The sequence below is a fragment of the Rivihabitans pingtungensis genome, from assembly GCF_003201855.1.
In the GTDB taxonomy this organism is placed as follows: domain Bacteria; phylum Pseudomonadota; class Gammaproteobacteria; order Burkholderiales; family Aquaspirillaceae; genus Rivihabitans; species Rivihabitans pingtungensis.
In genome coordinates this window covers 229,024-251,214 of record NZ_QJKI01000002.1, presented here as the reverse complement: position 1 = coordinate 251,214, position 22,191 = coordinate 229,024, and the positions used below count along the sequence as shown (strand labels likewise).

Below are 22,191 nucleotides of genomic sequence, written 5' to 3'. Positions count from 1 at the left end.
CTTGATAGCTCTTGCACACTTTTCTGTTTGTCTGCATTAGAATGTATTGAGGCCGGTAAAAGTGCGTTAGCCGCGCCATCTAACTTCCCAAACTTCCGCTCCTCATCCTCAAGCCAGCCAACCAGATTTGCTCGATAGCCAGCTGGCGCAAATGATTTTTCGATAGGAGACAATTTGTCATGATACTCAATAGCCGAACGGTATAATTTTCTATAGTCTCCAGAAGAAAAGGCTTCGTTAATAATCGGTGCCCAATAGTTATATCTTTGCTTTTGCTGCTCACTCAAAGCAGCTGATCGTTCATTAATTGTATACGCACCTGAATCATCATAAATAATTTTACTTAAATCATCAGATGAGAGTCCTGCAAAAGGATTTTTTGCATGGCTTTCAAAGTTAGAGCCATGAAGACCACAAATAAAAGCCGTTGCTTGCTTTGCCCTAGCCAAACGCACTGGATCATCAGAATTCGGCACTTCGGCATTGGCTTTCTTTGAGCCGGAAATAGATAGTTGATCTAATAGCTCAATCCCTCTTTTTTTTAGGGCATTACGATCCATCGTCTCATACGAATCAAACTTAGCCTGGGTATAAGCTTGTTTGGACACAGTCACATCGCTGCGATTTAGGCTTGTGCCACTGGCAGTTGATCCTGTCTGAGTTTTCTCGGCATTCTTATTGGCCTCGCGATAGGCAGATAATGTCTGCGTGGTAATCTGGCTGGCAGAACTTGACACATGCTTCATGATGTAGCCTCTTGAAAAGAAGATGTCGCTTTTTAAAGCCTGCCAGAGACAAGCCACGGCTGGCAAGCCTCTCGCGGTAAAAAGTCATGCGTTTTGTTCGCTTTCTGCCAAAAAGCACGATTACTCAGTATAAATACTGGCTGCACCACGCGTTCTCAGCACGAGTTTTAGGTGAATTTACGATAAGTATTTTTGCGCATACTGGGCACCTAGGATAGCACCACTTGAAAGAAAGCTGAGCCACCGATAAAAAGCATTGACACCAAAAAACCAATCAAAATAAAAGCCCTGATACATTTCTATAAAGACACACCCTTTTATTCAACAAAACGATAGTTTATAAAAACGCACCCCAGTAAAATAAAACCCCGGACTCTTGCCTTCGCGGGAAGAATAATTTTGTCAGCACATTCTGAAACCCAGCGCGCTTCGCTGAGTTTTGCGAGTGCGATAAATGAACGGCCATGGCTATTGTGCTCATTTGATCTATCCCCACGGCGTCCGACCTGGCCTACAATGGCGCCATTGCATGTGTGATGAGGCCAAGATGCCGGCTGGCAAACGTTTTTTCCCCCGCGTTGAACAGGCGCGCTGGCTGCTGTGGCTGCCGGCGGCGGTATTGATTGCTTTTGTGCTGTCGCTGGGCGGCATGTTTTATGTGGTGTTTTTTGATTGGCAGGACGAGCGCCGTGACAGCCTGATTCAGGACATTCTGTGGCTGGAGCAATCCATGCGCTCGCAGTTGACCGAGCAACAGGATTGGGCGGTGCGCACCGCCAGTGAGGTGGGCGAGGGTACGCTGGACGAAGATCGTTTTCAGGCCGCCAGTGAACTGATCTTGCGGGAAAACCCGGAAATTCTTTCTGTTGAACTACTCAATGCCCAGGGTCAGGTAGAAGCACGCGCCCCCAGCCAGTTTCAGGCCGAGCACCGTCGCCAGCCGCTGGCCAGCTTTGAAGAGCGCGATGCCTTTGACGTGGCGCGCCGCCAGGGTCAGCCGGCATTCAGCAATGTGTATTACAGCCTGGACAAGCAAGCTCGGGTCGATCTGGAAGCACCGGTGTACCGTGACCACCGCTTTGCCGGCAGCGTGCGATTAAGTTACAGCCTGCCGGGCATGCTGCACCATGAAGTGCCGTGGTGGATTGGCCAGAAATATCAAATCGCCATTGTCGATTTGGGTGGCAAGGTGATTGCCGCCAAGTTCACCGTGGGCGAACGGCCAGGCAGCTTGTGGCATGAAATCGACTTCACCCCGCCAGGCAATGGCCTGCGCCTGCGCGCCACCGCCTACCACCTGGGCATGGGGCTGGCGTTTCCGCTGCTGGCCGGGCTGATGGGTTTGTTATTGCTGTTGCTGGGGGTGAGTTTGTGGAAAATCCGCCAGCACATCCGCCGCCGCCATAAGGTGGAATCCATGCTGCGCGAAGAAATGGCCTTGCGCGCAGCGATGGAAGACTCAATGAAAAACGGCCTGATCGTGATGGATCCGCGCGGCACCATCGTGCGGGTCAACCGGGCGTTTTGCGAGATGACCGGGCGCACGGCCGAGGCACTGACTGGCCAGACGCCGCCTTATACCTTCTGGCCCACCGAACATCTGGACGAATTGCACGGTTTTGTTTCTGCCACCCTGGCCGGCGACATGCCACCGCACGGTTTTGAATTGCCTTTCCTGCGCGCCGACGGCGAATCATTCTGGGTGCGGCTGTACGCCACGCCGCTGATCAATCACCTGAATCAGCAAACCGGCTGGCTGGCGTCGATGTACAACATCACCGAGCTGAAAAAAAAGCGCGAAGCCATCGCCCAGGCGCACCAGCGCTTTCGCACCGTGCTCAACGGCCTGGATGCGGCGGTGTGCGTCAGCCGCTGCGAAGATCGCCAATTATTGTTCTCCAATCGTGCCTTTGAAGAAAACATGGTGCGCGCCAGCGAGGACGCGCCATTCTGCGTGGTGCTGCCGTGGCCGGATGATGAAGGTATTGGCCCGTTGGCCGATGTGGTGGACTGTGATTTGCAATTCAATGGCAGCACGCGCTGGTATCAGCTGCACCGCCGACGCATTGAATGGGTGGATGGCGAACCGGCCTGGCTGGGCATTTACGCCGACATCACCGAGGCGCGGGCGTTTGCCGAGCGCGAGCGCCTGCAAGCCGAAAAACTGCAAACCACTGCCCGGCTGATGACCATGGGCGAGCTGGCCTCCAGCCTGGCGCACGAGCTGAACCAGCCGCTGGCGGCGATTGCCAGCTATGCCGCCGGCTGCCTGAACCGCATCGAGCAAACCCCGGCGCTGCCGGCGGTGCAACTGGCGGCGCCGCTGGACAAAATTGCCCGCCAGGCGCGTCGCGCCGGCGAGATCATCCACGGCATTCGCGCCTTTGTGAAAAAACGCGAGCCCAAGCTGGCGCGGCTGGCGGTCAGCGAGCTGCTGGAGCACACGCTGACGCTGGCCGGGCCCATGCTGAGCCAGCATCGGGTGGCGTTTCATATCGAATGCGATGATGGCTTGACGCTGGATGCCGACCGGGTGTTGCTGGAGCAGGTGTTGTTGAATCTGGTGAATAATGCCGTCGAGGCGATGCGCGATGGCAAGGTGGCGCGGCCCACGCTGACTTTGACGGCGCACCGCCAAGGCGAGCGCATGCGGCTGAGCGTCAGCGACAATGGGCCGGGCCTGAATCCTGCCGTGGCCGAACAGCTGTTCACGCCGTTTTTCACCACCAAGCAAGAGGGCATGGGCATTGGGTTGAATATCTGCCGCTCGATCATTGAATACCATCGCGGTGAATTCGGCCATGCCCCCAAGTCGGAGGGAGGATGTGTGTTTTGGTTGGAGTTGCCGCTGAATTAAGAGCGGCAACGCTCAACCCGCGGCGCAGTGGTCTGCGCCGATGAGGCTTATTCGATGTTCTGAATCTGCTCGCGCATTTGCTCAATCAGCACTTTCAGCTCAACCGAAGCCTGCGTGGTTTCCGTAGAAACAGACTTCGAGCCCAGGGTGTTGGCTTCGCGGTTGAGCTCTTGCATCAGGAAATCCAGCCGCTTGCCGGCCTGGCCGCCCTGCTTGAGGATGCGTTTGACTTCAGACAGATGCGCCACCAGACGGGATAGCTCTTCGTCCACGTCGATTTTTTGCGCGAACAGGGCGAACTCCTGCTTCAGGCGGTCGTCGTCCACACTGCCCAGCGCCTCTTGCAGGCGACTGCTGAGCTTGGCTTGCCAGGCCGACAGAATGGCCGGCAGCTTGGGCTTGACGTGGGCAACGATGGTTTCAATGGCGGTGATGCGCGAGCGCAGAATATCCGCCAGTTTTTCGCCTTCGCGCGCGCGGGTGGCGTTGAAATCGGCCAGCAAGGCCGAGAGCTGGCCCAGGCACAGCTGTTGCAGCGCTTCGGGTTGCAGGCTGTTGCTGTTGAGCACGCCCGGCCAGCGCAGCAGCTCGCCCGTGCCCAGGTCTTTGGCGCCAGGCAGGCGCGCCTTCAGTTGGGCGACGACGTCCAGCAAGCTGTCCAGCACCAGCGGGTTAAGCTCCATGCGCGGGGCATCGCTGCCGGACTGGGCCAGCGTCACCCGGCACTCCAGCTTGCCGCGGCTGACCGCAGCGGCGATTTGCTCGCGCAATTGCGGCTCGATTACCCGCAGTTCTTCCGGCAGGCGCAGTTGTACGTCCAGATAGCGGTGGTTGACCGCACGCAGTTCCATCGCCAGCAAACCACCGGGAAACTCCCGGCTGGTCGAGGCAAAACCGGTCATGCTCAAAATCATCAAGAAAACTCCACAAAAAGCGGCCCATACCCCTTCTGCCCGCCCGCGCGCCAGCAGTGGCGCCATGAGCATGAACAGCAAGGGAATTGCGGCATCGGCAGGGGTATTCGCCGCCATTCAGCCGGTCACAAGCCCGCCAACCAGGGACGGGATCAACAAGCGGCCCGGAAATGAGACGATCAATTCAGGCGCCGGATTTCACTATAACATCCACGCTGTTCCGGGTGTTAGCATCCAGATCAAGAAAAATGCCATATAGCTAACTTGACATGGCTACCGCGCGAGCTGTCAAGGTTTTGTATAATCTGCATTTTTCTTGCTCAGGATCGCCATGCGCCCCTCTCTTCGTTCTGCCGACGCCCTGCGTCCGGTGCGTTTTACCCGCCACTTCACCCGCCATGCCGAAGGCTCGGTGCTGGTATGTTTTGGCGACACGCAAGTGATTTGCACCGCCAGTGTGGAAGAAAACGTCCCCGGTTTTCTCAAGGGCAAGGGCCAGGGCTGGGTGACGGCCGAATACGGCATGCTGCCGCGCTCCACCGGCAGCCGCATGAAGCGCGAAGCCGCTAGCGGCAAGCAAAGCGGCCGCACCCAGGAAATCCAGCGGTTGATCGGCCGCAGCCTGCGCGCGGTGGTGGACCTGAAAAAACTGGGCGAACGGCAGATTGTCATTGATTGCGATGTGATCCAGGCCGACGGCGGCACCCGCACCGCCAGCATCTGCGGCGCCTGGCTGGCCTTGCATGACGCCATCGCCGGCTTGCTGGCGCGCGGCGCGCTGAGCGAATCGCCACTGCTGGATCATGTCGCCGCCGTGTCGGTGGGCGTGTATCAGGGCCAGCCGGTGCTGGATCTGGATTACCCGGAAGATTCCGCCTGCGACACCGACATGAATGTGGTGATGACCGGCGCTGGCGGCTTTGTCGAAATCCAGGGCACGGCAGAAGGCGCACCGTTCAGTCGCGAAGAAATGGCCCAATTGCTGGCGCTGGCGGAACAAGGCATTACCGAATTGGTGGCGCTGCAAAAGGCAGCGCTGGCAGACTGACACCGCCCATAAGAGCCGCTCACACAACCCTCCTGGCGTCGTTGCCCGACCTTGCCGTACTTGTTGTACTGTCTACGGTCGCGCGCCTCGCCAGGATCGCTGCGCTGGGTTTTGTGAGCGGCTCTATGCAAACAGCCGCCCTACGGCGGCTGTTTGCTTCATCGCGCGATTCCGTGACGGAATCAGCCAACATCAATGATGATGGCCGTGTTCGCCGTGGGCGTGACCATGCGAGATTTCGTCCGGGCTGGCCGGGCGCACATCGGCCACGGTGGCGACAAAGCGCACCGATTGACCGGCCAGCGGATGGTTGGCGTCCACCACCACTTTGCCGTCGGCGATCTGGGTGACGCGGAACATCAGCACATCGCCGGTTTCCGGATCGTCAGCTTCGAACACCATACCGACGGTCAGCTCGACGTCGTCGGGGAACACGTCCAGCGGCTCCACGCGCACCAGTTCGGCTTCGTAGTCGCCAAAGGCATCGTCAGGCTGCATCAGCACGTCCACTTTGTCGCCGGCTTTCTTCTCGTGGAGTTTTTCTTCCACCAGCGGGAAAATACCGTCGTAGCCGCCGTGCAGGTAGCTGATCGGCTCGTCGGCTTCGGTTTTGTCCACGAGCGTGTTTTCGGAGTCGTACATTTCGTAGTGCAGCGTCACCACGGTATTTTTAACGATTTGCATTGAAGAACCTTCTTGAAGAAATTTGCGGGGAGTTCCCCGCCGGACAGCGCCCTGCTGGGTGGCTGCATGGTTCGCATTGTAAACCATTCAGGAGCGCCTCGCCGCCACGCGGTCGGGCGACAAAGCATGAACAAAGCAATTGACATCCTTGGGGGCATGGACGCAGAAACCTTTCTGCGTGACTACTGGCAAAAGGCCCCCCTGCTGATCCGCCAGGCGATTCCCGATGTGGGTCAGCCCGTGGATTTTGCCTGGTTAAGCGAACTGGCCAGCCGCGATGATGTGGAATCGCGACTGATCGAATACCGGCAAGACCGCTGGAAAGTCGAGCACGGCCCGCTGTCGGCGCGCCGGCTGGCCAAGCTGCCGGACAGCGACTGGACCATTCTGGTGCAAAGCGTCAACCACCACCTGCCGCATATTGCCGATATTTTGTGGCGGTTTGATTTCCTGCCCTACGCCCGGCTGGATGATTTGATGATCAGCTATGCGCCGCCAGGCGGCACGGTGGGCCCGCATTTTGATTCTTATGATGTGTTTTTGCTGCAAGTGGGCGGGCGCAAGCGCTGGCAGATTTCCGGCCAGGAAGACGTCTCGCTGGTGGACGGCGCGCCGCTGAAGATTTTGCAGCGCTTTGACGCCGACCAAACCTGGGAACTTGGGCACGGCGATATGCTTTATCTGCCGCCCAAGTACGCACACTACGGCGTGGCGCTGGAGCCGGGCATGACCTACTCGATCGGCTTTCGCGCGCCCACCCGCCAGGAAATGGTCACCCAGTTTCTGGTGTATTTGCAGGACAGATTGTGCTGCGACGGCATGTACGCCGACCCGAATCTGGCGCCGATTGCCGAGCCCGGCCGCATCGGTGCGGACATGGTCGAGCAAGTCAGCGCCATGTTGCAGGCCATTCAGTGGGACCGCGACACGGTAACGGATTTTCTCGGCCATTATCTGACCGAGCCGAAGGCGCATGTGTTTTACGATGCGCCGGAAGAAGAACTGGACGAGGATGAGTTCGCCCAGACGCTGGCAGAAAACGGCCTGCGCCTGGACCTGAAAAGCCAGATTCTGTTCACCGAGAGCGGGGTGTACGCCAACGGTGAGCGCCTGGAAATCGCCGAGTCCGACCGCCCCCATTGGCAGGCGCTGGCCAATCGGCGCCGGCTGGCCGCCGGGGTGTATCCGGACACGCTGACCGAGGCGCTGTACGACGGTTATCTGCATGGTTTCTGGCACGTGCACTGAACTGTTGCATGAGCGCGACAGAACATGTTGCGCTGCATCAATATGCTTTCATATTCGGAAAAGATGTGACTTAATAGAACCAAGGCAGTGCACAACGCGTCATGGTGTGCGCCTGGGAAGTGCATGCGCGGTAAAGTCCGCCTTTTTTCGGCTTGCATCTTTTCCGAGCTTTTTTTCGTGCTACAATCTTGCAGTCGGTCGGGGTCGTCATCCGCTGAGCTTTCTGCCCCGACGTGTTTTGTCCAACGCTACTTTTATTCGAAGGTACTGATAATGAAACAATCGCTCCTCGTCGCTGCCCTGCTGGCCGTTGCCCTGTCCGCTTGCGGCAAAAAAGAAGAAGCCGCTCCGGCACCGGCACCGGCACCTGAAGCTGCTGCCCCGGCCGCTGCTCCGGCTCCGGCTGCTCCGGCCGCTGACGCTGCTGCCCCGGCCGCTCCGGCTGCCCCGGCCGCTGACGCTGCTGCCCCGGCTGCTCCGGCTGCCGCTCCGGCCGAAGAAAAGAAGCAGTAATTCCTGCTTCGCGCTGAATGCGCAAAAAGCCGACCTACGGGTCGGCTTTTTTTTATGCTAATTGTGTAGCCAGGCATTTAATGCCTGCCGCATCTGACCAAAAATCGCCCCCCCCTGTTGTACTGCCCATCCGGCATGCGCACAAACGCAAGACGCCACACGGCGGACATGCGAAGTTGAACATCGCCAGCCAGTCAGCGCCCCGCCCGCACGCTGATCACCACACGCCCCTCCGCCACACGGTGGTGCGCACCAGAAAAGTGCAATGCACCATTCGTCCTGCGTCCACACGGCCTAGCCGTGGCTGAAAAACAACAGGGCGTCCCAGATGGAACGCCCTGTGGCAGAACAGATACACGCCTGACGGCGTGGCAGCTTACTGCAATTGTTGCTGCAAGCGGGCCAACATCGGCCGGCTGACATTGGCCGGCAGTGCCTGGCCATTTTTGTCCAGCACCAGCACTTGGCTGCTGCTGTCATTCACCGCTTTCACCCGAACCTGATAGTCGCCACCCGCCAGCGGCGCCTTGGCCGAGGCCGGCTTGTCGCTGCTGCGCCAGAACAGCAGGCTGGACCAGAAGCCACCAGACTCGTCGCTCTTGTCCATTTCGGCCTGTGCCGGACGAATGTAGTACACGCCTTGCGAACGGTCACGATCGGTCACCAACAGACCAATGCGATCCAGCGCCAGGCCAGTACGACGCCAGGCACGATCAAAGGCATCGTTCACCAGCACGGCTTCGCCTTGCACGCTGGCGCGCTGCGGCTGGTTGGCATCCGGTTTCTGGGCCGCCAGTTTGACCTTCTCTTCCGAGATGCCCATGCGCATCATGAAACGACCGAGCATTTCGGCTTCCAGCTCGGGGTCGGCCGGGCGCGGTTGCCACATGGTTTCTGCCTTGCCTTCATTGACGAAGGTTTCATACATGCCGCGATGGCTGAAATACACCTCGGTGCCGGCATTGGTGCGCTCGATGCGGGCGCGGAATTTATCCCGCTCCGGTGTCGAGTAGACATTGTCCAGGCCCACCTTGCTCAGCAGATTGCGGATGCCATCCTGCGGAATCTTGGCACGGTTTTCCGCCCAGTCGGTTTCCATCACGCCGATTTCCGGAGCATCCTGTTTGAGGATGAAGCCGTTGTCGATCCAGAACTCTTTCAGCAGCGGCCAGAGTTCTTCCGGCTTTTTCTGCACCACCAGCCAGCGCTGCTGGCCGGCGCGCTCCATACGCGCCACCGGGATGTCGATCAGCACATTGGACGGGTTTTTATTGAGCAGATTGGCTTGCGCCTGCTGGTTGAGCTGCTGGGCGCTCACCGAGCTGGCGCCCGGCAGCGCGTAGTTGTTGTTCAGCTGCGGCCGGGTCAGATCCGGCGGCACCTCCAGCCGATTCTTGGCGGCGTTCTCGGCGGACTTGTAGTCGATTTTCTTGTCGAACAAGCCGGTGCTGCTGCACGCGCTGGCAAGCAGCGAGGCGGAGAGGATCAAGCTGGCGTGGCGAAAATTCATCACGGCTCCGTGAACGAGTTAAAGGGCCTGGGCCTGGCGCATGGCGGCTTCCACCACCGGCTGGCAAGCCTCGGACAGGCGGGTCAGCGGCAGACGGATGCCAGAGGGAATATACCCCATGCGCTCCATGGCCCACTTGACCGGAATCGGGTTGGCTTCGATGAACAGCTGCTTGTGCAGGCCTTGCAACTGATCATTGATGGCGCGCGCGCCCAGGCAATCGCCAGCCAGCGCCGCGCGGCACAGCTCGCTCATCAGCTTGGGCGCCACGTTGGCGGTGACCGAAATCACGCCGTGACCGCCGCACAGCATAAAGGCCATGGCGCTGGCGTCGTCGCCAGTGTACAAGGCAAAATCGGCCGGCGCGCGGCGCACCAGATCGCAAGCGCGCTCCAGATTGCCGGTGGCGTCCTTGATGCCGATGATATTGGGGATTTCCGCCAGACGCAGCGCGGTGTCGTTGGACATATCCGCCACAGTGCGACCTGGCACATTGTACAGAATCAGCGGCAGCGGGCATGCCTCGGCAATCGCCTTGAAGTGCTGATACATGCCTTCTTGCGTCGGGCGATTGTAATAAGGCACAACCGACAGCGCCGAATCCACGCCCAGGCTGGCGGCGGCTTCGGTCAGCTCAATGGCTTCACGGGTGGAGTTGGCGCCCGTTCCGGCAATCACCGCCACCCGTTTGTTGGCGCGCTTGACCACCGATTCGACCACTTTCAGGTGCTCGTCCACCGCCAGGGTGGCCGATTCGCCCGTGGTGCCGACAGCGACAATGCCGCTGGTGCCGTTTTCGATGTGGAAATCCACCAGGCGGTCAAGCGCAGCGTAATCGACGCTGCCGTCTTCAGCCATGGGGGTGACAATCGCGACCAGACTTCCGGTAAGCATACTGTTTGCCTATTTGACGGGATACAAAGCACAGGATTGTAGCCCAATCACCGTTCATGGCAAACCGCCGCAATCAGGCCGGGATGGAATGAGTTTTGACTGCATGACGGCAAGCCGCCGCTGCGTGGCTGGATTCCTCATGCTTCTGTGCGGCATGCGGTGCGCCTGCTCTTGTTTATCCTGGGATAAGAGTGGGCGCTTGTCGGCCTAATGCGTGCTCATGCGCTGGGGAAATCCCGCGCCAAATCTGGCCTTGCGCGCCGCGCAGGCTCACCCGCGCCGGCTGTGCTAAAATGATACGTTTTTCTGTACTCAACAGATTGTTCAGCAAGGATTTCCAGTGATTACCACTTCCAACATCACCATGCAGTTTGGCGCCAAGCCGCTGTTCGAGAAGGTGTCGGTCAAGTTCGGCGACGGCAACCGCTATGGCCTGATCGGCGCCAACGGCTGCGGCAAGTCCACCTTCATGAAGATTCTCGGCGGCGACCTTGAGCCCACCCAGGGCGCGGTGTCCATCGAGAACGGCCTGCGCCTGGGCAAGCTGCGCCAGGATCAATTCGCCTACGAAGAACAGCGCGTCATTGATGTGGTGTTGCAAGGTCATGTCGAGATGTGGGCGGCGATGAGCGAGCGCGACGCGATTTACGCCAACCTGGAAGCCACCGAAGACGACTACATGCGCGCAGCCGAGCTGGAAGGCAAGTTTGCCGAATACGACGGCTACACCGCCGAGGCGCGCGCCGGCGAGCTGCTGATGGGCGTGGGCATTCCGGTGGAACAGCACTTTGGCCCGATGAGCGAAGTGGCCCCCGGCTGGAAGCTGCGCGTGCTGCTGGCGCAGGCGCTGTTTTCCAACCCGGACATCCTGCTGCTGGACGAACCGACCAACAACCTGGACATCAATACCATCCGCTGGCTGGAGAACACGCTGAACCAGCGCAACTCCACCATGATCATCATCTCGCACGACCGCCACTTTCTGAACTCGGTGTGCACCCATATGGCCGACGTGGATTACGGTGAAATCCGCATCTATCCGGGCAACTACGATGATTACATGCTGGCCTCGGCGCAGGCGCGCGAGCGTTTGCTGTCGTCCAACGCCAAGGCCAAGGAGCGCATTGGCGAGTTGCAGGACTTTGTCGCCCGCTTCTCGGCCAATAAATCCAAGGCCCGCCAGGCCACCAGCCGCCTGAAGCAGGTGGACAAGCTCAAGGCCGAGATGGTCGAGGTCAAGCCGTCGTCGCGGCAAAACCCGTACATCCGCTTTGAGATGGAAGACAAAGACAAGCTGCACCGTCAGGCGGTGGACATCAGCGGCGTGAGCAAGTCTTACGACAAGCCGCTGATTCATAATCTCAACCTGATTCTGGACGCCGGCCAGCGCCTGGCCATCATCGGCCCCAACGGCTCGGGCAAGACCACGCTGATGAAAATGCTGGTGAATGAGCTGCAGCCGGATCAAGGCCGCATCAAGTGGGCAGAAAAAGCCAACCCGGGCTATTTTGCCCAGGATCACGAGGCCGATTTTGACCTGGATTATGATCTGGCCGAGTGGATGCGCCAGTGGACGCAGGAAGGCGACGACGAACAAGTGGTGCGTGGCACGCTGGGCCGCCTGCTGTTTGGCGGCGACGACGTGAAGAAAAACGTGCGCGTGCTGTCCGGCGGCGAAAAGGGCCGCATGCTGTACGGCAAGCTGATTCTGCAAAAGCCGAATGTGCTGCTGATGGACGAACCGACCAACCATATGGATATGGAGTCGATCGAATCGCTGAACATGGCGCTGGAAAAGTACAAGGGCACGCTGATTTTTGTCTCGCACGACCGTGAGTTCGTCAGTTCGCTGGCCACCCAGATTCTGGAGCTGGACGGCAAGGGCGGCTACGACTACTACACCGGCGGCTACGAGGACTATCTGGCCAGCAAGGGCATTGAATAAGCAAGCGCCCACTGGGCTTGACTGCCTGACACACGGCCCGCGACCGGCAACGGCGCGGGCCGTGTTGTTTTGGATGGCGAATCTTTCTCTGCTGCCCAGGCTGACGGCCTTGGGCGTGGCGAGCGGGGGGTTATCAAGCCAGTTTCCGCTTACGGAAGATTTGCACAAACGTTTACGTAAACGTAAACAAATAAACTGACGCAAGCGTCAATATACGTGAATCGGATTTTAGAGTTAACGCTTTACCCCTGCGTAAGGCTGCGGTATATTGCAGCCATTCTTCGGGCCACGCTGCCCGGTAGAGGAGAAACCAACCGCAAGATAGCGGCTGCAACACAACAAAAACATATAACAACGATAATAACGACCCAAAATACAGCACAGCTGAAGGTCGATGGTGGAGTGAGAGCGGGTCCGGCCCTTCCTGATGGAAGGCCGGACATGCTTTATCCCAACCCCTCTAGATTTAAGGATTTCGCCATGCGTTTGAAAGGTAAAGTTTCGATCATCACCGGCGGCGCCAGCGGCATTGGCAAAGCTACCGTTCTGAAGTTCGCACAAGAAGGCGCCATCGTCGCCGTGTGTGACCTGAACCAGGAAACGATCGACGCCACCGTCAACGAAGTCAAGGCCGCCGGCGGCGAAGCCGTGGGTTACATCGTCAACGTCACCAACAAGTCGCAAATCAACGACATGGTCGCTGACGTCAAGGCCCGCTTTGGCCGCATCGACGTGCTGGTGAACAACGCTGGCATCGTGCAAGACGCCCAGCTGACCAAGATGACCGACGAGCAGTTCGACCTGGTGATCGACATCAACCTGCGTGGCGTGTACAACTGCGCCAAGGCCGTGGTTGACACCATGGTGGCCCAAGGCGGCGGCGTGATCCTGAACGCTTCCTCCGTGGTGGGTGTGTATGGCAACTTCGGCCAGACCAACTACGCCGCCACCAAGTTTGGCGTGATCGGTTTCGTCAAGACCTGGGCCAAGGAACTGGGCAAGAAGGGCATCCGCGCCAACGCCGTGTGCCCGGGCTTTGTTGCCACCCCGATCCTGAAGGCCATGCCGGAAAAAGTCATCCAGGCCATGGAAGACCGCGTGCCGATGAAGCGCATGGCCCAGCCGGAAGAAATCGCCAACCTGTACGCCTTCCTGGCCTCCGACGAAGCCAGCTACATCAACGGCGCAGCGATCGAAATCACTGGCGGCCTGACCCTGTAATCCTCGCCGATTACTGGTCTCGCAAAAAAACCCCTTGTGTCGCCACAAGGGGTTTTTTGTTTTTTCCGCCCACCAAATCCCATGCATCGCAAGCACTGCGCACAACACTCAGCACAATGCGCACGACCGCAGACCGTACCAATTTAGCGCCGCCCCCCTGGCCTTGTGGCATGACCTTGCCGTCCTGCCGGTACTGTCTGCGGTCACACGCCTGGCCAGGGCCGCCTCGCTGGGTTTTGTAAGCGACTCTCATGGCAAACCCGTAACACAACGTCAGAGTTGCTTGCGTGCGGTAATAAATGTCCGTTTTGGTCCGCATCCTGTCCCGCCCCGGCGCCGACACACTCACTCAGCCCTTTTACACTGTCGTCATCTCCTGTCCACCCGGAATGTGCGACCATGCCTGCTGCCGACACCGCCCTGCTATTGATTGACGTACAACAGTCGTTTACTGTCCGCCCCTATTGGGACGCGCAAGATGTGCCGGCTTTTCTGGCCGCGTGCAATACGCTGATTGCTGGCTGCCTGAAGCGCCGTGTGCCAATTGTGCGGGTGTTTCATGTGGAAGACGACGGCGCCTTTGCCCTGGCCAGTGGGCTGGTGCGCCCACTGGATGGATTGATGGCATTTGCCGAGCAGGCGCGTATCGACAAACACGTGCACAACGCCTTTACCGACACCGGGCTGGACCGCTGGCTGCGCGGGCGGGGCATCCGCCGGGTATTGATTGCCGGCATCCGCAGTGAGCAATGTTGCGAAACCAGCGCGCGGGTGGCGTCGGATTTGGGCTATGAAGTCGATTTTGTCAGCCCGGCCACGCTGACTTTTGCCATGCGCCATCCGCTCAGCGGCGCACACTACAGCGCCGCCGACATCCGCGCGCGCACCGAGCTGGTGTTGGCCGAGCGCTTTGCCCAAGTGTGCAGCGTCGAGCAGGCACTGGCCAGGCTGGACGCAGATTGAGCGCTGCCGCACACTGCCTGCGCGCTGACGCACTGCGCCATGCGCTGGCGCAGGCGATACTGATGGCTCCTTCACCCGAATAGATCAGGAGATTTTCATGCGAGCCACCCTTCTTTGCCCGGCGCTGGTCGCCCTGTGCCTGAGCACCCCAGCGCTGGCGGATAAATTTGCGCTGAGCAGCCCGGATCTCAACGCCGGCCAGCGCATGGCTGATACGTTTGTGTTCAAGGGCTTTGGCTGCGAAGGCGGCAACCAGTCACCTGCGCTGCGCTGGAGCGCGCCGCCGGCCAACACCCGCAGCTTTGCCATCACCGTGTACGACCCGGACGCGCCCACCGGCAGCGGCTGGTGGCACTGGCAAGTGGTCAATCTGCCGACCAGCGTGCGCGAGCTGCCGCGCAACGCCAGCGCCGACGGCCTGCCGGCCGGGGCCGTGCAAACCCGTACCGACTTTGGCAAACCCGGCTACGGCGGCGCCTGCCCGCCGCCGGGCCACGGCAAGCACCGCTATCAGTTCACCGTCTGGGCGCTGGACGTGGCCAGCCTGCCGCTGGATGGCGAAGCCAGCGGCGCGTTGACCGGCTATATGCTGCGCCAGCATGCGCTGGGCCAGGCGAAACTGACCGTGCACTACAGCCGATGAACGCGCGCGCCAGCCTGCATGTGCCTGGCGTGGCCAGCTGGATCGAGTTTCGCGCCGCCCGCGAGCAACGCGTGCGTGCGGTGCGCTTTCCCCGGCTGACCTTGGTGCGGGTGCGCGAAGGCGCCAAAGAAATCTGCCACGGTGGTCAGCGCATGCTGGCACACGCCGCCACCTTGCTGCTGGCCCCGGCCGGTAGCGTGATGGATGTATGCAATCAGCCAGGGGCGGGGCGTTTTCGTTCGGAATGCCTGACGCTGGACCCGACCCTGGTGGAGCACTTTGCCGTGCGCGAAGCCGGCCTGCTGCATGGCGCGCCGCCGCCGCCCTGTGTGGCGGTGACGCCGATGCTGGCTGAAGTGTGGGCGCACGCCATGCACGGTTGGGAGACGCCCACCGACGCGCGCGTGCTGGCGCACCGGCTGGAAGAGCTGCTGCTGGCGCTGGCCTTGGCCGGCCACGGCGCCGCCTTGCGCCCAGCGGCCAGCCTGGCGGTGAGCGAGCGGGTGCGCCGCCTGCTGCTGGCCAAACCTGGCGCCGACTGGCGCGCCGACCAGGTGGCCGCCCAGCTGCATTGCAGCGCCGCCACCTTGCGCCGGCAATTGGCACGCGAGCGCGCCGCCTTCAGCGACATCCTGCGCGAGTGCCGGCTGGGCCAGGCGCTGATGCTGCTGCAAACCAGCCCCTGGCCGGTAGCGCGCATTGCCGCCGAATGCGGCTACGACTGCGCCTCGCGCTTTGCCGTGTCGTTTCGTCAGCGCTATGGCCTGTCGCCCAGTGCCCTGCGTGCCACCCTGCCGGCCGGGTGAGCGTTTTTTTTCTTTAGAGCCGCTAACAAAACCCCCTGGCGTTGTTGTGTGACCTTGCCGTACTGCTTGTACTGTCTGCGGTCACACGCCTAGCCAGGGCCGCTTCGCTGGGTTTTGTGAGCGACTCTTAGCGCCGCTTTGATTATCGTGGCGCATCACGCCCTAGCAGCCGCCCCATCCGAGTGCGCTGCCATACAGAACAGGACCATTCATGTCATTCCGGGATATTGCCGCCGCCCTGTTGGTGGTATGGGTGTGGGGAGTCAATTTTGTTGTCATCAAATGGGGCGTGCACGACCTGCCGCCGCTGTTGCTGGGCGGCCTGCGCTTTGTGCTGGCGGCGCTGCCGGCGGGCTGGCTGATTGCCCGTCCGGCGTTGCCATGGCCTTATGTGCTGGCCTACGGGCTGAGCATGGGCGTGGGTCAGTTTGGCTTGCTGTTTTCCGCCATGGCCTACGGCATGCCGGCCGGGCTGGCCTCGGTGGTGTTGCAGGCGCAGGCGTTTTTCACCCTGCTGCTGGGCGGGCTGTGGCTGGGCGAGCGCATTGCCCTGGCGTCTTTGTCGGGTTTGTTGTGCGCCAGTGTCGGTTTATGGCTGATTGCCTCCACCCATGGCGCAAACATGACGATGCTGGGCTTTGCCCTGACCTTGGCGGCGGCCTTGTCCTGGGCGCTGTCCAATCTGGTGGTGCGCCGCGCCAGCCAGGCCGGCCACCGGCCGGACACCCTGGCGCTGGTGGTGTGGGCCAGCCTGGTGCCGCCGCTGCCACTGCTGGCGGCATCCCTGCTGTTTGAAGGCCCAGTGCGGATTGGCGCAGCCTTGGCTGACCTGAGCTGGCGCGGCGGATTGGCGGTGCTGTACCTGGCGTTTATCGCCACCTTGGTGGGCTACAGCGTATGGAGCCGGCTGCTGACCCGCTACCCGGCCGGCAAGGTGGCACCGTTTTCGCTTCTGGTGCCGGCAGTGGGGCTGTGTTCAGCCTCGTGGCTGCTGGACGAACGTTTGACCATGCAGCAGTTGGCCGGCAGCGCCTGTGTGCTGACCGGATTGCTCATTCATTTATCAGGCGGTTCCCTGTTTGCCCGGCTGCGTCGGCCGGCATGACGGAAGCGGGTAGGCCGCCAAGGAGCGAAGCATCATGGCCCAGTGGCCCACTCCGCCGGAAATCGAGATTTACTGCGTATTGCAGCCGCGCTTTTTGCTGCTGGATTTTGCCGGCGCCGCCGAAGCTTTCCGGCTGGCCAATGACTATGGCGGCCGCTTTCGCCTGCGCTACATTGGCCCGGACGCCGCCCCGGCCAACTCGCTGGGGCTGCCCATCCACACCATCGACCCCTTGCCGGACAGCCTGCCGGAAGGCGCCTGGGTGATGCTGTCCGGGGTGACCGAATCCGCCAAGGATTACACCTTGCCGGCCGCCAAGGCCACCCGCGACTGGCTCAAGCGCACATTCCGCCCCAATCAGCACACGCTGGTGTGCGTCTGTTCCGGCGCGCTGCTGGCCGGCATGGCCGGCCTGCTGGATGGCCGGCGCTGCACCACTCACCACACCCTCACCGCCCGGCTGGCCCAGCAATCGCCCAAGGCCGATGTGCTGGAAAACCGCATTTTTGTGGAAGACGGCCCGATTCACACCAGCGCGGGCGTCACCGCCGGGGTGGACCTGGCGCTGCACCTGATTGCCCGCCACGCCGGCCCGGCGGTGGCGCTGGCAGTGGCGCGGGAAATGGTGGTCTACCTGCGCCGCGAAGGCAACGATGCGCAGCTGTCGCCCTGGCTGGCCAACCGCAACCACCTGCACCCGGCCGTGCACCGCGCGCAAGACCTGATCGCACAAGACCCGCAACGCCATTGGCCGGTCAGCGAGCTGGCCGAGCGTGTGCACGTCAGCCCGCGCCATCTGGCGCGGCTGTTTGCCCAGCATGCCGGCTTGAGCATCATCGACTATCAGCACCGCCTGCGCGTGGCGCTGGCGCGCGAGCGGCTGGAGCGCGGCGAAAGCGTGGAATGCGCCGCCCAGCAAGCCGGCTTTGGCTCGGCGCGCAGCCTGCGCCGGGTGTGGCAAAAGTTCGAGCACCTCTCGCCCGGCGCAGTGCGCACCCGCGCCTGAGCCGTTTTTGGCGGGCAACAAAACGCCCCTGGTGTCCAACACACCAGGGGCGTTATCCCGTATCAAGATCGCTTGCTTGGCATCGCTCACCACACTCAGCGCAGCCATCCTGGCCAGGCGTGCGTACAAACCGCCAGAAGCGTTTGTGAGCGGCGCTTAAGCAAGCTCGGCGGCTACATTATGCCTGCGGCTCGGGAAAGCGCAGGTCCACCGCCAGCAGTGCTTCCAGCGTGTCGGCCTGGCGCAGCTGACGCTCGATGCGCTGCCAGGCGCCCACCAGCGGCGCTGCCGCCGCCACATGCCGGCTGGCCGCCGCCAGCACCTTGTCGGCCAGAGCAAACACGGTTTCACCCTGAGCACGCGCCGCCGCCAGCGCGGTCAGCAGCGGAGCCACCTCGGCCGGCAAGGCTTCCGGCGTGGCGCGCCAGGCGGCCAGCGCCTGGGCTTCGGCCAGTTGGGTAGACCAGGTTTGCTGTTCCAGCACCGGCGTGTCGGCCAGGCTCAGCCGGCGCGCCACTTCCACACTGGCGCGCGCCAGCTCCAGCCGCTGCGCACGGGCGGCTTCCAGTGCGGCGCCGTCGTCCGCCGGGTAATCCAGCTCGCCGATCACTGTGCAATCGGCCAGATTGCACGCCGGGATGTCTTCCGCTGCCAGGCCGGGGCCGGTGATAGAGATAAACACGCCGTCGGCGCGGTATTCCGCCGGCACGCGCCAGACTTTCACGCGGCTGGCGGTCGGGTATTTCGGCAGGGCGATGGTGCGGCCGTCGTCCAGGGTAAGGGTATTGCCATTGATCTGCATGATGTACTCCTGACCCGCCCCGCATGGGGGCGGAGTGGGTAAGGGTTAGTATTTGGCGAGGCGGGTAGAGAGAGAATCGGCCGAATACGCCGCGTCTTCACCAATATCCAGATAAAAGAGGCCCGCATCAGAGGTATGCGATGCGCCACCATGCCACGCAATGCCGGCACCAGACAGATGGATACTGTCACCATAGGCACCATCGCTGGAATACGCTGCCGCGTTAGACGCGGCAAAGATACTGGCCAGATCGTAGTATTGACTGGCAGCGGTAGCCATTGTGGTCGCGTAACCTGTTTGTGGCACCACTTGGCCGCTGGTCTGCAAAGACCTGTTTCCGTTCTTGTCCCAGATCATGTATTTTGCATTTGCACTACTCTGCAAACCATCCACCATCTGCAACACATTCCCCCATAGCCCAACGATCCCGCGCCATGTGGCTGTTGCAACTGTGGCATGATTCACTGACAACACGCCCATGCCAGAATAGTCCACATTGCCACTGCCAATCACCGTCTGACTATCACTGCTCCCCATCTCGATCAGGCACAGCATCTGTACTGCCGCCAGTTGGTAAATGCTCCACATCATGAAGCCGTTCACCCCGTACACATTGCGCGCCACGGCCCGCGCTTGCATGGTCGGGAAGTCCAGATTGGTCAGCGGCATCAGCCCAGCCTGCGAGCCCAGCTTGCCGCCATCCGCCGTGCCTTGATACTTGCCCAGCCAATACTGGGGCACTTCAGCACCATAGTTCATGAACGCCGGATGCACGGCAAAGCCGGGGGCGGGCTGGTCGGAGATCATCCAATAGCGCTTGCCGGCGTATTGGCCGCTGGGCACGTTGCCGGTTTTGAACCAGAATTTCGGCACTTTCACCATGGCCTGGCCATCGATGGTCTGGTCAACAATGCCGGCGTAGGTGGGGTGGCTGTTGAAGAAGGCACCGCCGAACGGGTAGTTCACCGGGTTGAAATTGCCATCTACGCGCTGCCACTGGCCAGCGCCACCGCCTTCGGCCACCAGCACGATGCCGATCTGCGTGCCGGCACTGGCGGCATTGTTCGGAAAGCTGCGTCCGGCGCCCCAGATCACCCGCACCGCGCCATCCGGGCCGGGGACGGTGACGGTGATTTGCGCGCCGGGGGTCAGCGGCATGTCGTTATCGTAGGCGGCCACGCCGGAAGAAACACCGTAGCTGCCGGCACTGGTGGGCGCGGTCAGGCTGAAGCCGTTGCTGCTGGTGAGGGTGGCATCGGCGTGGGTGACGGTGGGGCCAGCGGTGAGAGTGGCGGCATCGCCATCAAAACCCAAGGCAACAAATCTGCCATTGCCGTAGGCGATGCAGTTGGCATTGCCGATAGCCAGCACCGTCTGCTGAGTCCAGTGGATGCCATCCACCGTGGTAGCCACTGTGCCGTTGCTGCTCATGGCGACAAACACACCATTGCCGTAGCTGATATCACGCCAATTATCCGCCACCGGCAAGGTGTGCACCTGCCAGGTGAGCCCGTCGGTGGATACCGCCACCAGGCTGCTGTTGCTATCGCTGATAGCCACAAAAATACCATTGCCGTAATCCACCGAGCGCCAATTGGCCGCGGCCGGCAGGCTTCGCTGGGCCCAGTTCACCCCATCGGGCGAGGATGCGGCAATCTGACTGCTGTTGCTGGCCAGCGCCACAAACATGTCCTCGCCATAGCAGACGGTCTTCCACATCATCGAGGCCGGCAGTGCCTGCAAGGTCCAGGTGAAACCATCTTCTGAGGTAGCGGCAAGTGTGCTGCCACCGGACATCGAATTGCCAGACACCATCACGAACGTCCCGTTGCCGTAAGTGATGTCGCGCCAGTTGGCGCCACCAGGCAGCGGGCTCAGATTCCAATCCAGGCCATCTGCCGAAGTGGCAAAAATAGAGCTCGGCCCATTGGAAATGGCAACGAACAGACCATTGCCGTAGCAAATGGATGCCCAGCTGATACCAGAGAGCAAGGCTTGTGATGTCCAGTTCACCCCATCCGGAGAAATGGCGACTGCCCCGCTGCCAGTCGCCACAGCCATGAATTGCCCATTGCCATAGCACACGCAGGACCAATTATCGACCGCAGGCAGGGAGGTTGCCTGCATGGAAAACCCATTGCCGGCAATCGCCAACGGCCCGAACGCCACATCCCCACCCGAGCCATCCACCACCAGCGCGCTGGCGCTGGTCACGCCGTCGGGCACGGTCCAGGTGTAGGTTCCCGGTGTGGAAAACACCACTTCGCCCGGCGGGGCGTTCACTTGCACCACCGTGGTGAAGGCGCTGTGCCCCCAGGCGGAGAGTACACCGCTGCCGGTGTGATAGCGCACCCAGGCTTGATAGCTGGTATTGGGCAGCAGGGTGCCACCAGGCACGCTGATGCTGGTCAGGTGGCTGGTGTCGGCCAGCGATTGCCAGACCACGCTCTGGCCGTCGGCGGCACGGATTTGCCAGTCGGTACTGGCATGGCTGGCATTGGCCACGGCAAAAGCGCTGGCGCTCAGCACAGGTGAGAGGCTGATGCTGGTGGCGCCGGCCACCGGGCTGGTGATGCTGGGCGCCGCCGGGGTAATGTCGTCGGCCAGGGTGATAGTGTGCACGGTCGGAGCACTGCGATTGCCCAGGTCGTCCACTGCCACCACCACCAGGGAGCGGGTTTCCCCGATCGCCCCCTGAAAAGTCAGGGTGATGACAGCGCTGTTGTTGCTGGCCGGCCACTGGCTGAGCACGCCGTCACGGCTGACATCAAAGCGGGCAATGTGGCCGCCCACCAGCCGGCTTTGCGCACTGGCCAGCAGCGAAACCGGCTGGCCGGGCACGGCTTGCTGGCCAACAATCACCGGCGCCGTCAGCACGCGCACTTCATGCAGGGTATTGCAGGCCACCATGCTCTTGATGCGGGTAGCCAGCGGCGTCTGCACGCGCAGATAGAAGTATTCACCGGCCGGCACGTCAAAGCCGTAGTCGGTCCAGGTGCTATCCACCAGACGCTGGCTGACCAGCGGCGCCGTGGCGAACTCACCGCCGTCGGCGCGCCAGGCCAGTTGCGGCGCGCCAGCAGCGGTCAGCGCGCGGATATACACGCGATGCACATCGCCTTCCACCAGACGCAGGCGGCGGGCAAAGTAAACGCCACCCGCCTGGCAGACGGCTTCGCCGGCGTTGATGGTCCAGTTGCTGCGCGCCAGGGTGGCGTTGGGGTAGGTGTATTGCAGGTTGTTCACCACCCGACGGCGGCCCAGTTCCAGATTGGCCAGGATGCGC

The 22,191-nt window shown here is 61.2% G+C and carries 19 protein-coding genes; 12 read left to right on the top strand and 7 right to left on the bottom strand.

Going from position 1 to position 22,191, the window contains the following annotated elements; all coding sequences use genetic code 11:
- A partial coding sequence (locus DFR34_RS16740) for a hypothetical protein (protein WP_146215041.1) occupies window positions 1-746 on the bottom strand: 746 nt, incomplete at its 3' end.
- Between the two features lie 547 nt (window positions 747-1,293).
- Here DFR34_RS16740 and DFR34_RS03120 point away from each other — a divergent pair.
- The gene (locus tag DFR34_RS03120; protein WP_158281724.1) at window positions 1,294-3,603 is read left to right on the top strand and encodes a PAS domain-containing sensor histidine kinase; all 2,310 of its coding nucleotides are present in this window, start codon (window positions 1,294-1,296) and stop codon (window positions 3,601-3,603) included.
- 47 nt (window positions 3,604-3,650) lie between these two features.
- Here the strand turns inward: DFR34_RS03120 and DFR34_RS03115 are convergent, their stop codons facing one another.
- Window positions 3,651-4,517 carry a YicC/YloC family endoribonuclease gene (locus DFR34_RS03115; RefSeq protein WP_110389695.1) on the bottom strand — a complete coding sequence of 289 codons (867 nt, stop codon included), beginning with the start codon at window positions 4,515-4,517 and terminating at the stop codon, window positions 3,651-3,653.
- On the opposite strand from DFR34_RS03115, the gene DFR34_RS16735 reads away from it, so the two are divergent.
- Together DFR34_RS16735 and rph are read left to right on the top strand one after the other, a co-directional pair.
- Window positions 4,504-4,776 (top strand): hypothetical protein, encoded by a 273-nt coding sequence (locus tag DFR34_RS16735; RefSeq protein WP_146215040.1) that lies wholly within the window; start codon window positions 4,504-4,506, stop codon window positions 4,774-4,776. The genes DFR34_RS03115 and DFR34_RS16735 overlap by 14 nt on opposite strands.
- Before the next feature lie 72 nt (window positions 4,777-4,848).
- A complete protein-coding gene (rph, locus tag DFR34_RS03110) occupies window positions 4,849-5,565 on the top strand; it encodes a ribonuclease PH (protein ID WP_110389694.1) in 717 nt (238 codons plus the stop codon).
- A gap of 192 nt (window positions 5,566-5,757) precedes the next feature.
- Here rph and DFR34_RS03105 read toward each other — a convergent pair whose 3' ends face one another.
- Entirely contained in the window at window positions 5,758-6,249 is a 492-nt protein-coding gene (locus DFR34_RS03105; protein WP_110389693.1) for an FKBP-type peptidyl-prolyl cis-trans isomerase, read from the bottom strand.
- Window positions 6,250-6,375: 126 nt separating this feature from the next.
- Between DFR34_RS03105 and DFR34_RS03100 the strand changes: the two genes are divergently transcribed.
- Both DFR34_RS03100 and DFR34_RS03095 read left to right on the top strand, forming a co-directional pair.
- Window positions 6,376-7,497: a ribosomal protein uL16 3-hydroxylase gene (locus DFR34_RS03100; RefSeq protein WP_170121685.1), complete on the top strand. Its 1,122-nt coding sequence runs from the start codon at window positions 6,376-6,378 to the stop codon at window positions 7,495-7,497.
- A 273-nt stretch (window positions 7,498-7,770) separates the two neighbouring features.
- Window positions 7,771-8,010, top strand: coding sequence for a hypothetical protein (locus DFR34_RS03095; protein WP_110389691.1), 240 nt, complete (start codon window positions 7,771-7,773; stop codon window positions 8,008-8,010).
- 376 nt (window positions 8,011-8,386) lie between these two features.
- Here DFR34_RS03095 and bamC read toward each other — a convergent pair whose 3' ends face one another.
- Window positions 8,387-9,520, bottom strand: a complete 1,134-nt coding sequence (gene bamC, locus DFR34_RS03090; protein ID WP_110389690.1) for an NlpB/DapX family lipoprotein — start codon at window positions 9,518-9,520, stop codon at window positions 8,387-8,389.
- An 18-nt stretch (window positions 9,521-9,538) separates the two neighbouring features.
- On the bottom strand, window positions 9,539-10,414 hold the full coding sequence (gene dapA / locus DFR34_RS03085) for a 4-hydroxy-tetrahydrodipicolinate synthase (protein WP_110389689.1): 876 nt from the start codon (window positions 10,412-10,414) through the stop codon (window positions 9,539-9,541).
- Window positions 10,415-10,754: 340 nt separating this feature from the next.
- Here dapA and DFR34_RS03080 point away from each other — a divergent pair, with 340 nt between their 5' ends.
- The 7 genes from DFR34_RS03080 (at window position 10,755) to DFR34_RS03050 (ending at window position 18,103) form a co-directional block, all read left to right on the top strand.
- On the top strand, window positions 10,755-12,359 hold the full coding sequence (locus DFR34_RS03080; protein WP_110389688.1) for an ABC-F family ATPase: 1,605 nt from the start codon (window positions 10,755-10,757) through the stop codon (window positions 12,357-12,359).
- Window positions 12,360-12,839: 480 nt separating this feature from the next.
- Entirely contained in the window at window positions 12,840-13,580 is a 741-nt protein-coding gene (locus DFR34_RS03075; protein ID WP_110389687.1) for a beta-ketoacyl-ACP reductase, read from the top strand.
- Window positions 13,581-13,979: 399 nt separating this feature from the next.
- Entirely contained in the window at window positions 13,980-14,543 is a 564-nt protein-coding gene (locus tag DFR34_RS03070; protein ID WP_110389686.1) for an isochorismatase family protein, read from the top strand.
- Between the two features lie 97 nt (window positions 14,544-14,640).
- The gene (locus tag DFR34_RS03065) at window positions 14,641-15,186 is read left to right on the top strand and encodes a YbhB/YbcL family Raf kinase inhibitor-like protein (RefSeq protein ID WP_110389685.1); all 546 of its coding nucleotides are present in this window, start codon (window positions 14,641-14,643) and stop codon (window positions 15,184-15,186) included.
- Window positions 15,183-15,992, top strand: a complete 810-nt coding sequence (locus DFR34_RS03060) for a helix-turn-helix transcriptional regulator (protein ID WP_110389684.1) — start codon at window positions 15,183-15,185, stop codon at window positions 15,990-15,992. Before DFR34_RS03065 ends, DFR34_RS03060 begins: the two co-directional genes overlap by 4 nt.
- Before the next feature lie 211 nt (window positions 15,993-16,203).
- Window positions 16,204-17,097 (top strand): EamA family transporter, encoded by an 894-nt coding sequence (locus DFR34_RS03055; protein WP_110389683.1) that lies wholly within the window; start codon window positions 16,204-16,206, stop codon window positions 17,095-17,097.
- A 34-nt stretch (window positions 17,098-17,131) separates the two neighbouring features.
- Complete coding sequence (locus tag DFR34_RS03050) at window positions 17,132-18,103, top strand: GlxA family transcriptional regulator (RefSeq protein WP_110389682.1); 972 nt, start codon at window positions 17,132-17,134, stop codon at window positions 18,101-18,103.
- Window positions 18,104-18,281: 178 nt separating this feature from the next.
- On the opposite strand, the gene DFR34_RS03045 is transcribed toward DFR34_RS03050, so the two are convergent.
- Window positions 18,282-18,905 carry a hypothetical protein gene (locus tag DFR34_RS03045; protein ID WP_110389681.1) on the bottom strand — a complete coding sequence of 208 codons (624 nt, stop codon included), beginning with the start codon at window positions 18,903-18,905 and terminating at the stop codon, window positions 18,282-18,284.
- 45 nt (window positions 18,906-18,950) lie between these two features.
- A partial coding sequence (locus tag DFR34_RS03040; RefSeq protein WP_110389680.1) for a phage tail protein occupies window positions 18,951-22,191 on the bottom strand: 3,241 nt, incomplete at its 5' end.

Coding starts and splice junctions, on each gene's coding strand:
- DFR34_RS03055 (WP_110389683.1), top strand. CDS start 16,204: ATGTCATTCCGGGATATTGCCGCCGCCCTGTTGGTGGTATGGGTGTGG.
- DFR34_RS03065 (WP_110389685.1), top strand. CDS start 14,641: ATGCGAGCCACCCTTCTTTGCCCGGCGCTGGTCGCCCTGTGCCTGAGC.
- rph (WP_110389694.1), top strand. CDS start 4,849: ATGCGCCCCTCTCTTCGTTCTGCCGACGCCCTGCGTCCGGTGCGTTTT.
- dapA (WP_110389689.1), bottom strand. CDS start 10,414: ATGCTTACCGGAAGTCTGGTCGCGATTGTCACCCCCATGGCTGAAGAC.
- DFR34_RS03060 (WP_110389684.1), top strand. CDS start 15,183: ATGAACGCGCGCGCCAGCCTGCATGTGCCTGGCGTGGCCAGCTGGATC.
- DFR34_RS03070 (WP_110389686.1), top strand. CDS start 13,980: ATGCCTGCTGCCGACACCGCCCTGCTATTGATTGACGTACAACAGTCG.
- DFR34_RS16735 (WP_146215040.1), top strand. CDS start 4,504: ATGCTCAAAATCATCAAGAAAACTCCACAAAAAGCGGCCCATACCCCT.
- DFR34_RS03045 (WP_110389681.1), bottom strand. CDS start 18,905: ATGCAGATCAATGGCAATACCCTTACCCTGGACGACGGCCGCACCATC.
- DFR34_RS03100 (WP_170121685.1), top strand. CDS start 6,376: ATGAACAAAGCAATTGACATCCTTGGGGGCATGGACGCAGAAACCTTT.
- DFR34_RS03120 (WP_158281724.1), top strand. CDS start 1,294: ATGCCGGCTGGCAAACGTTTTTTCCCCCGCGTTGAACAGGCGCGCTGG.
- DFR34_RS03050 (WP_110389682.1), top strand. CDS start 17,132: ATGGCCCAGTGGCCCACTCCGCCGGAAATCGAGATTTACTGCGTATTG.
- DFR34_RS03105 (WP_110389693.1), bottom strand. CDS start 6,249: ATGCAAATCGTTAAAAATACCGTGGTGACGCTGCACTACGAAATGTAC.
- bamC (WP_110389690.1), bottom strand. CDS start 9,520: ATGAATTTTCGCCACGCCAGCTTGATCCTCTCCGCCTCGCTGCTTGCC.
- DFR34_RS03095 (WP_110389691.1), top strand. CDS start 7,771: ATGAAACAATCGCTCCTCGTCGCTGCCCTGCTGGCCGTTGCCCTGTCC.
- DFR34_RS03115 (WP_110389695.1), bottom strand. CDS start 4,517: ATGATTTTGAGCATGACCGGTTTTGCCTCGACCAGCCGGGAGTTTCCC.
- DFR34_RS03075 (WP_110389687.1), top strand. CDS start 12,840: ATGCGTTTGAAAGGTAAAGTTTCGATCATCACCGGCGGCGCCAGCGGC.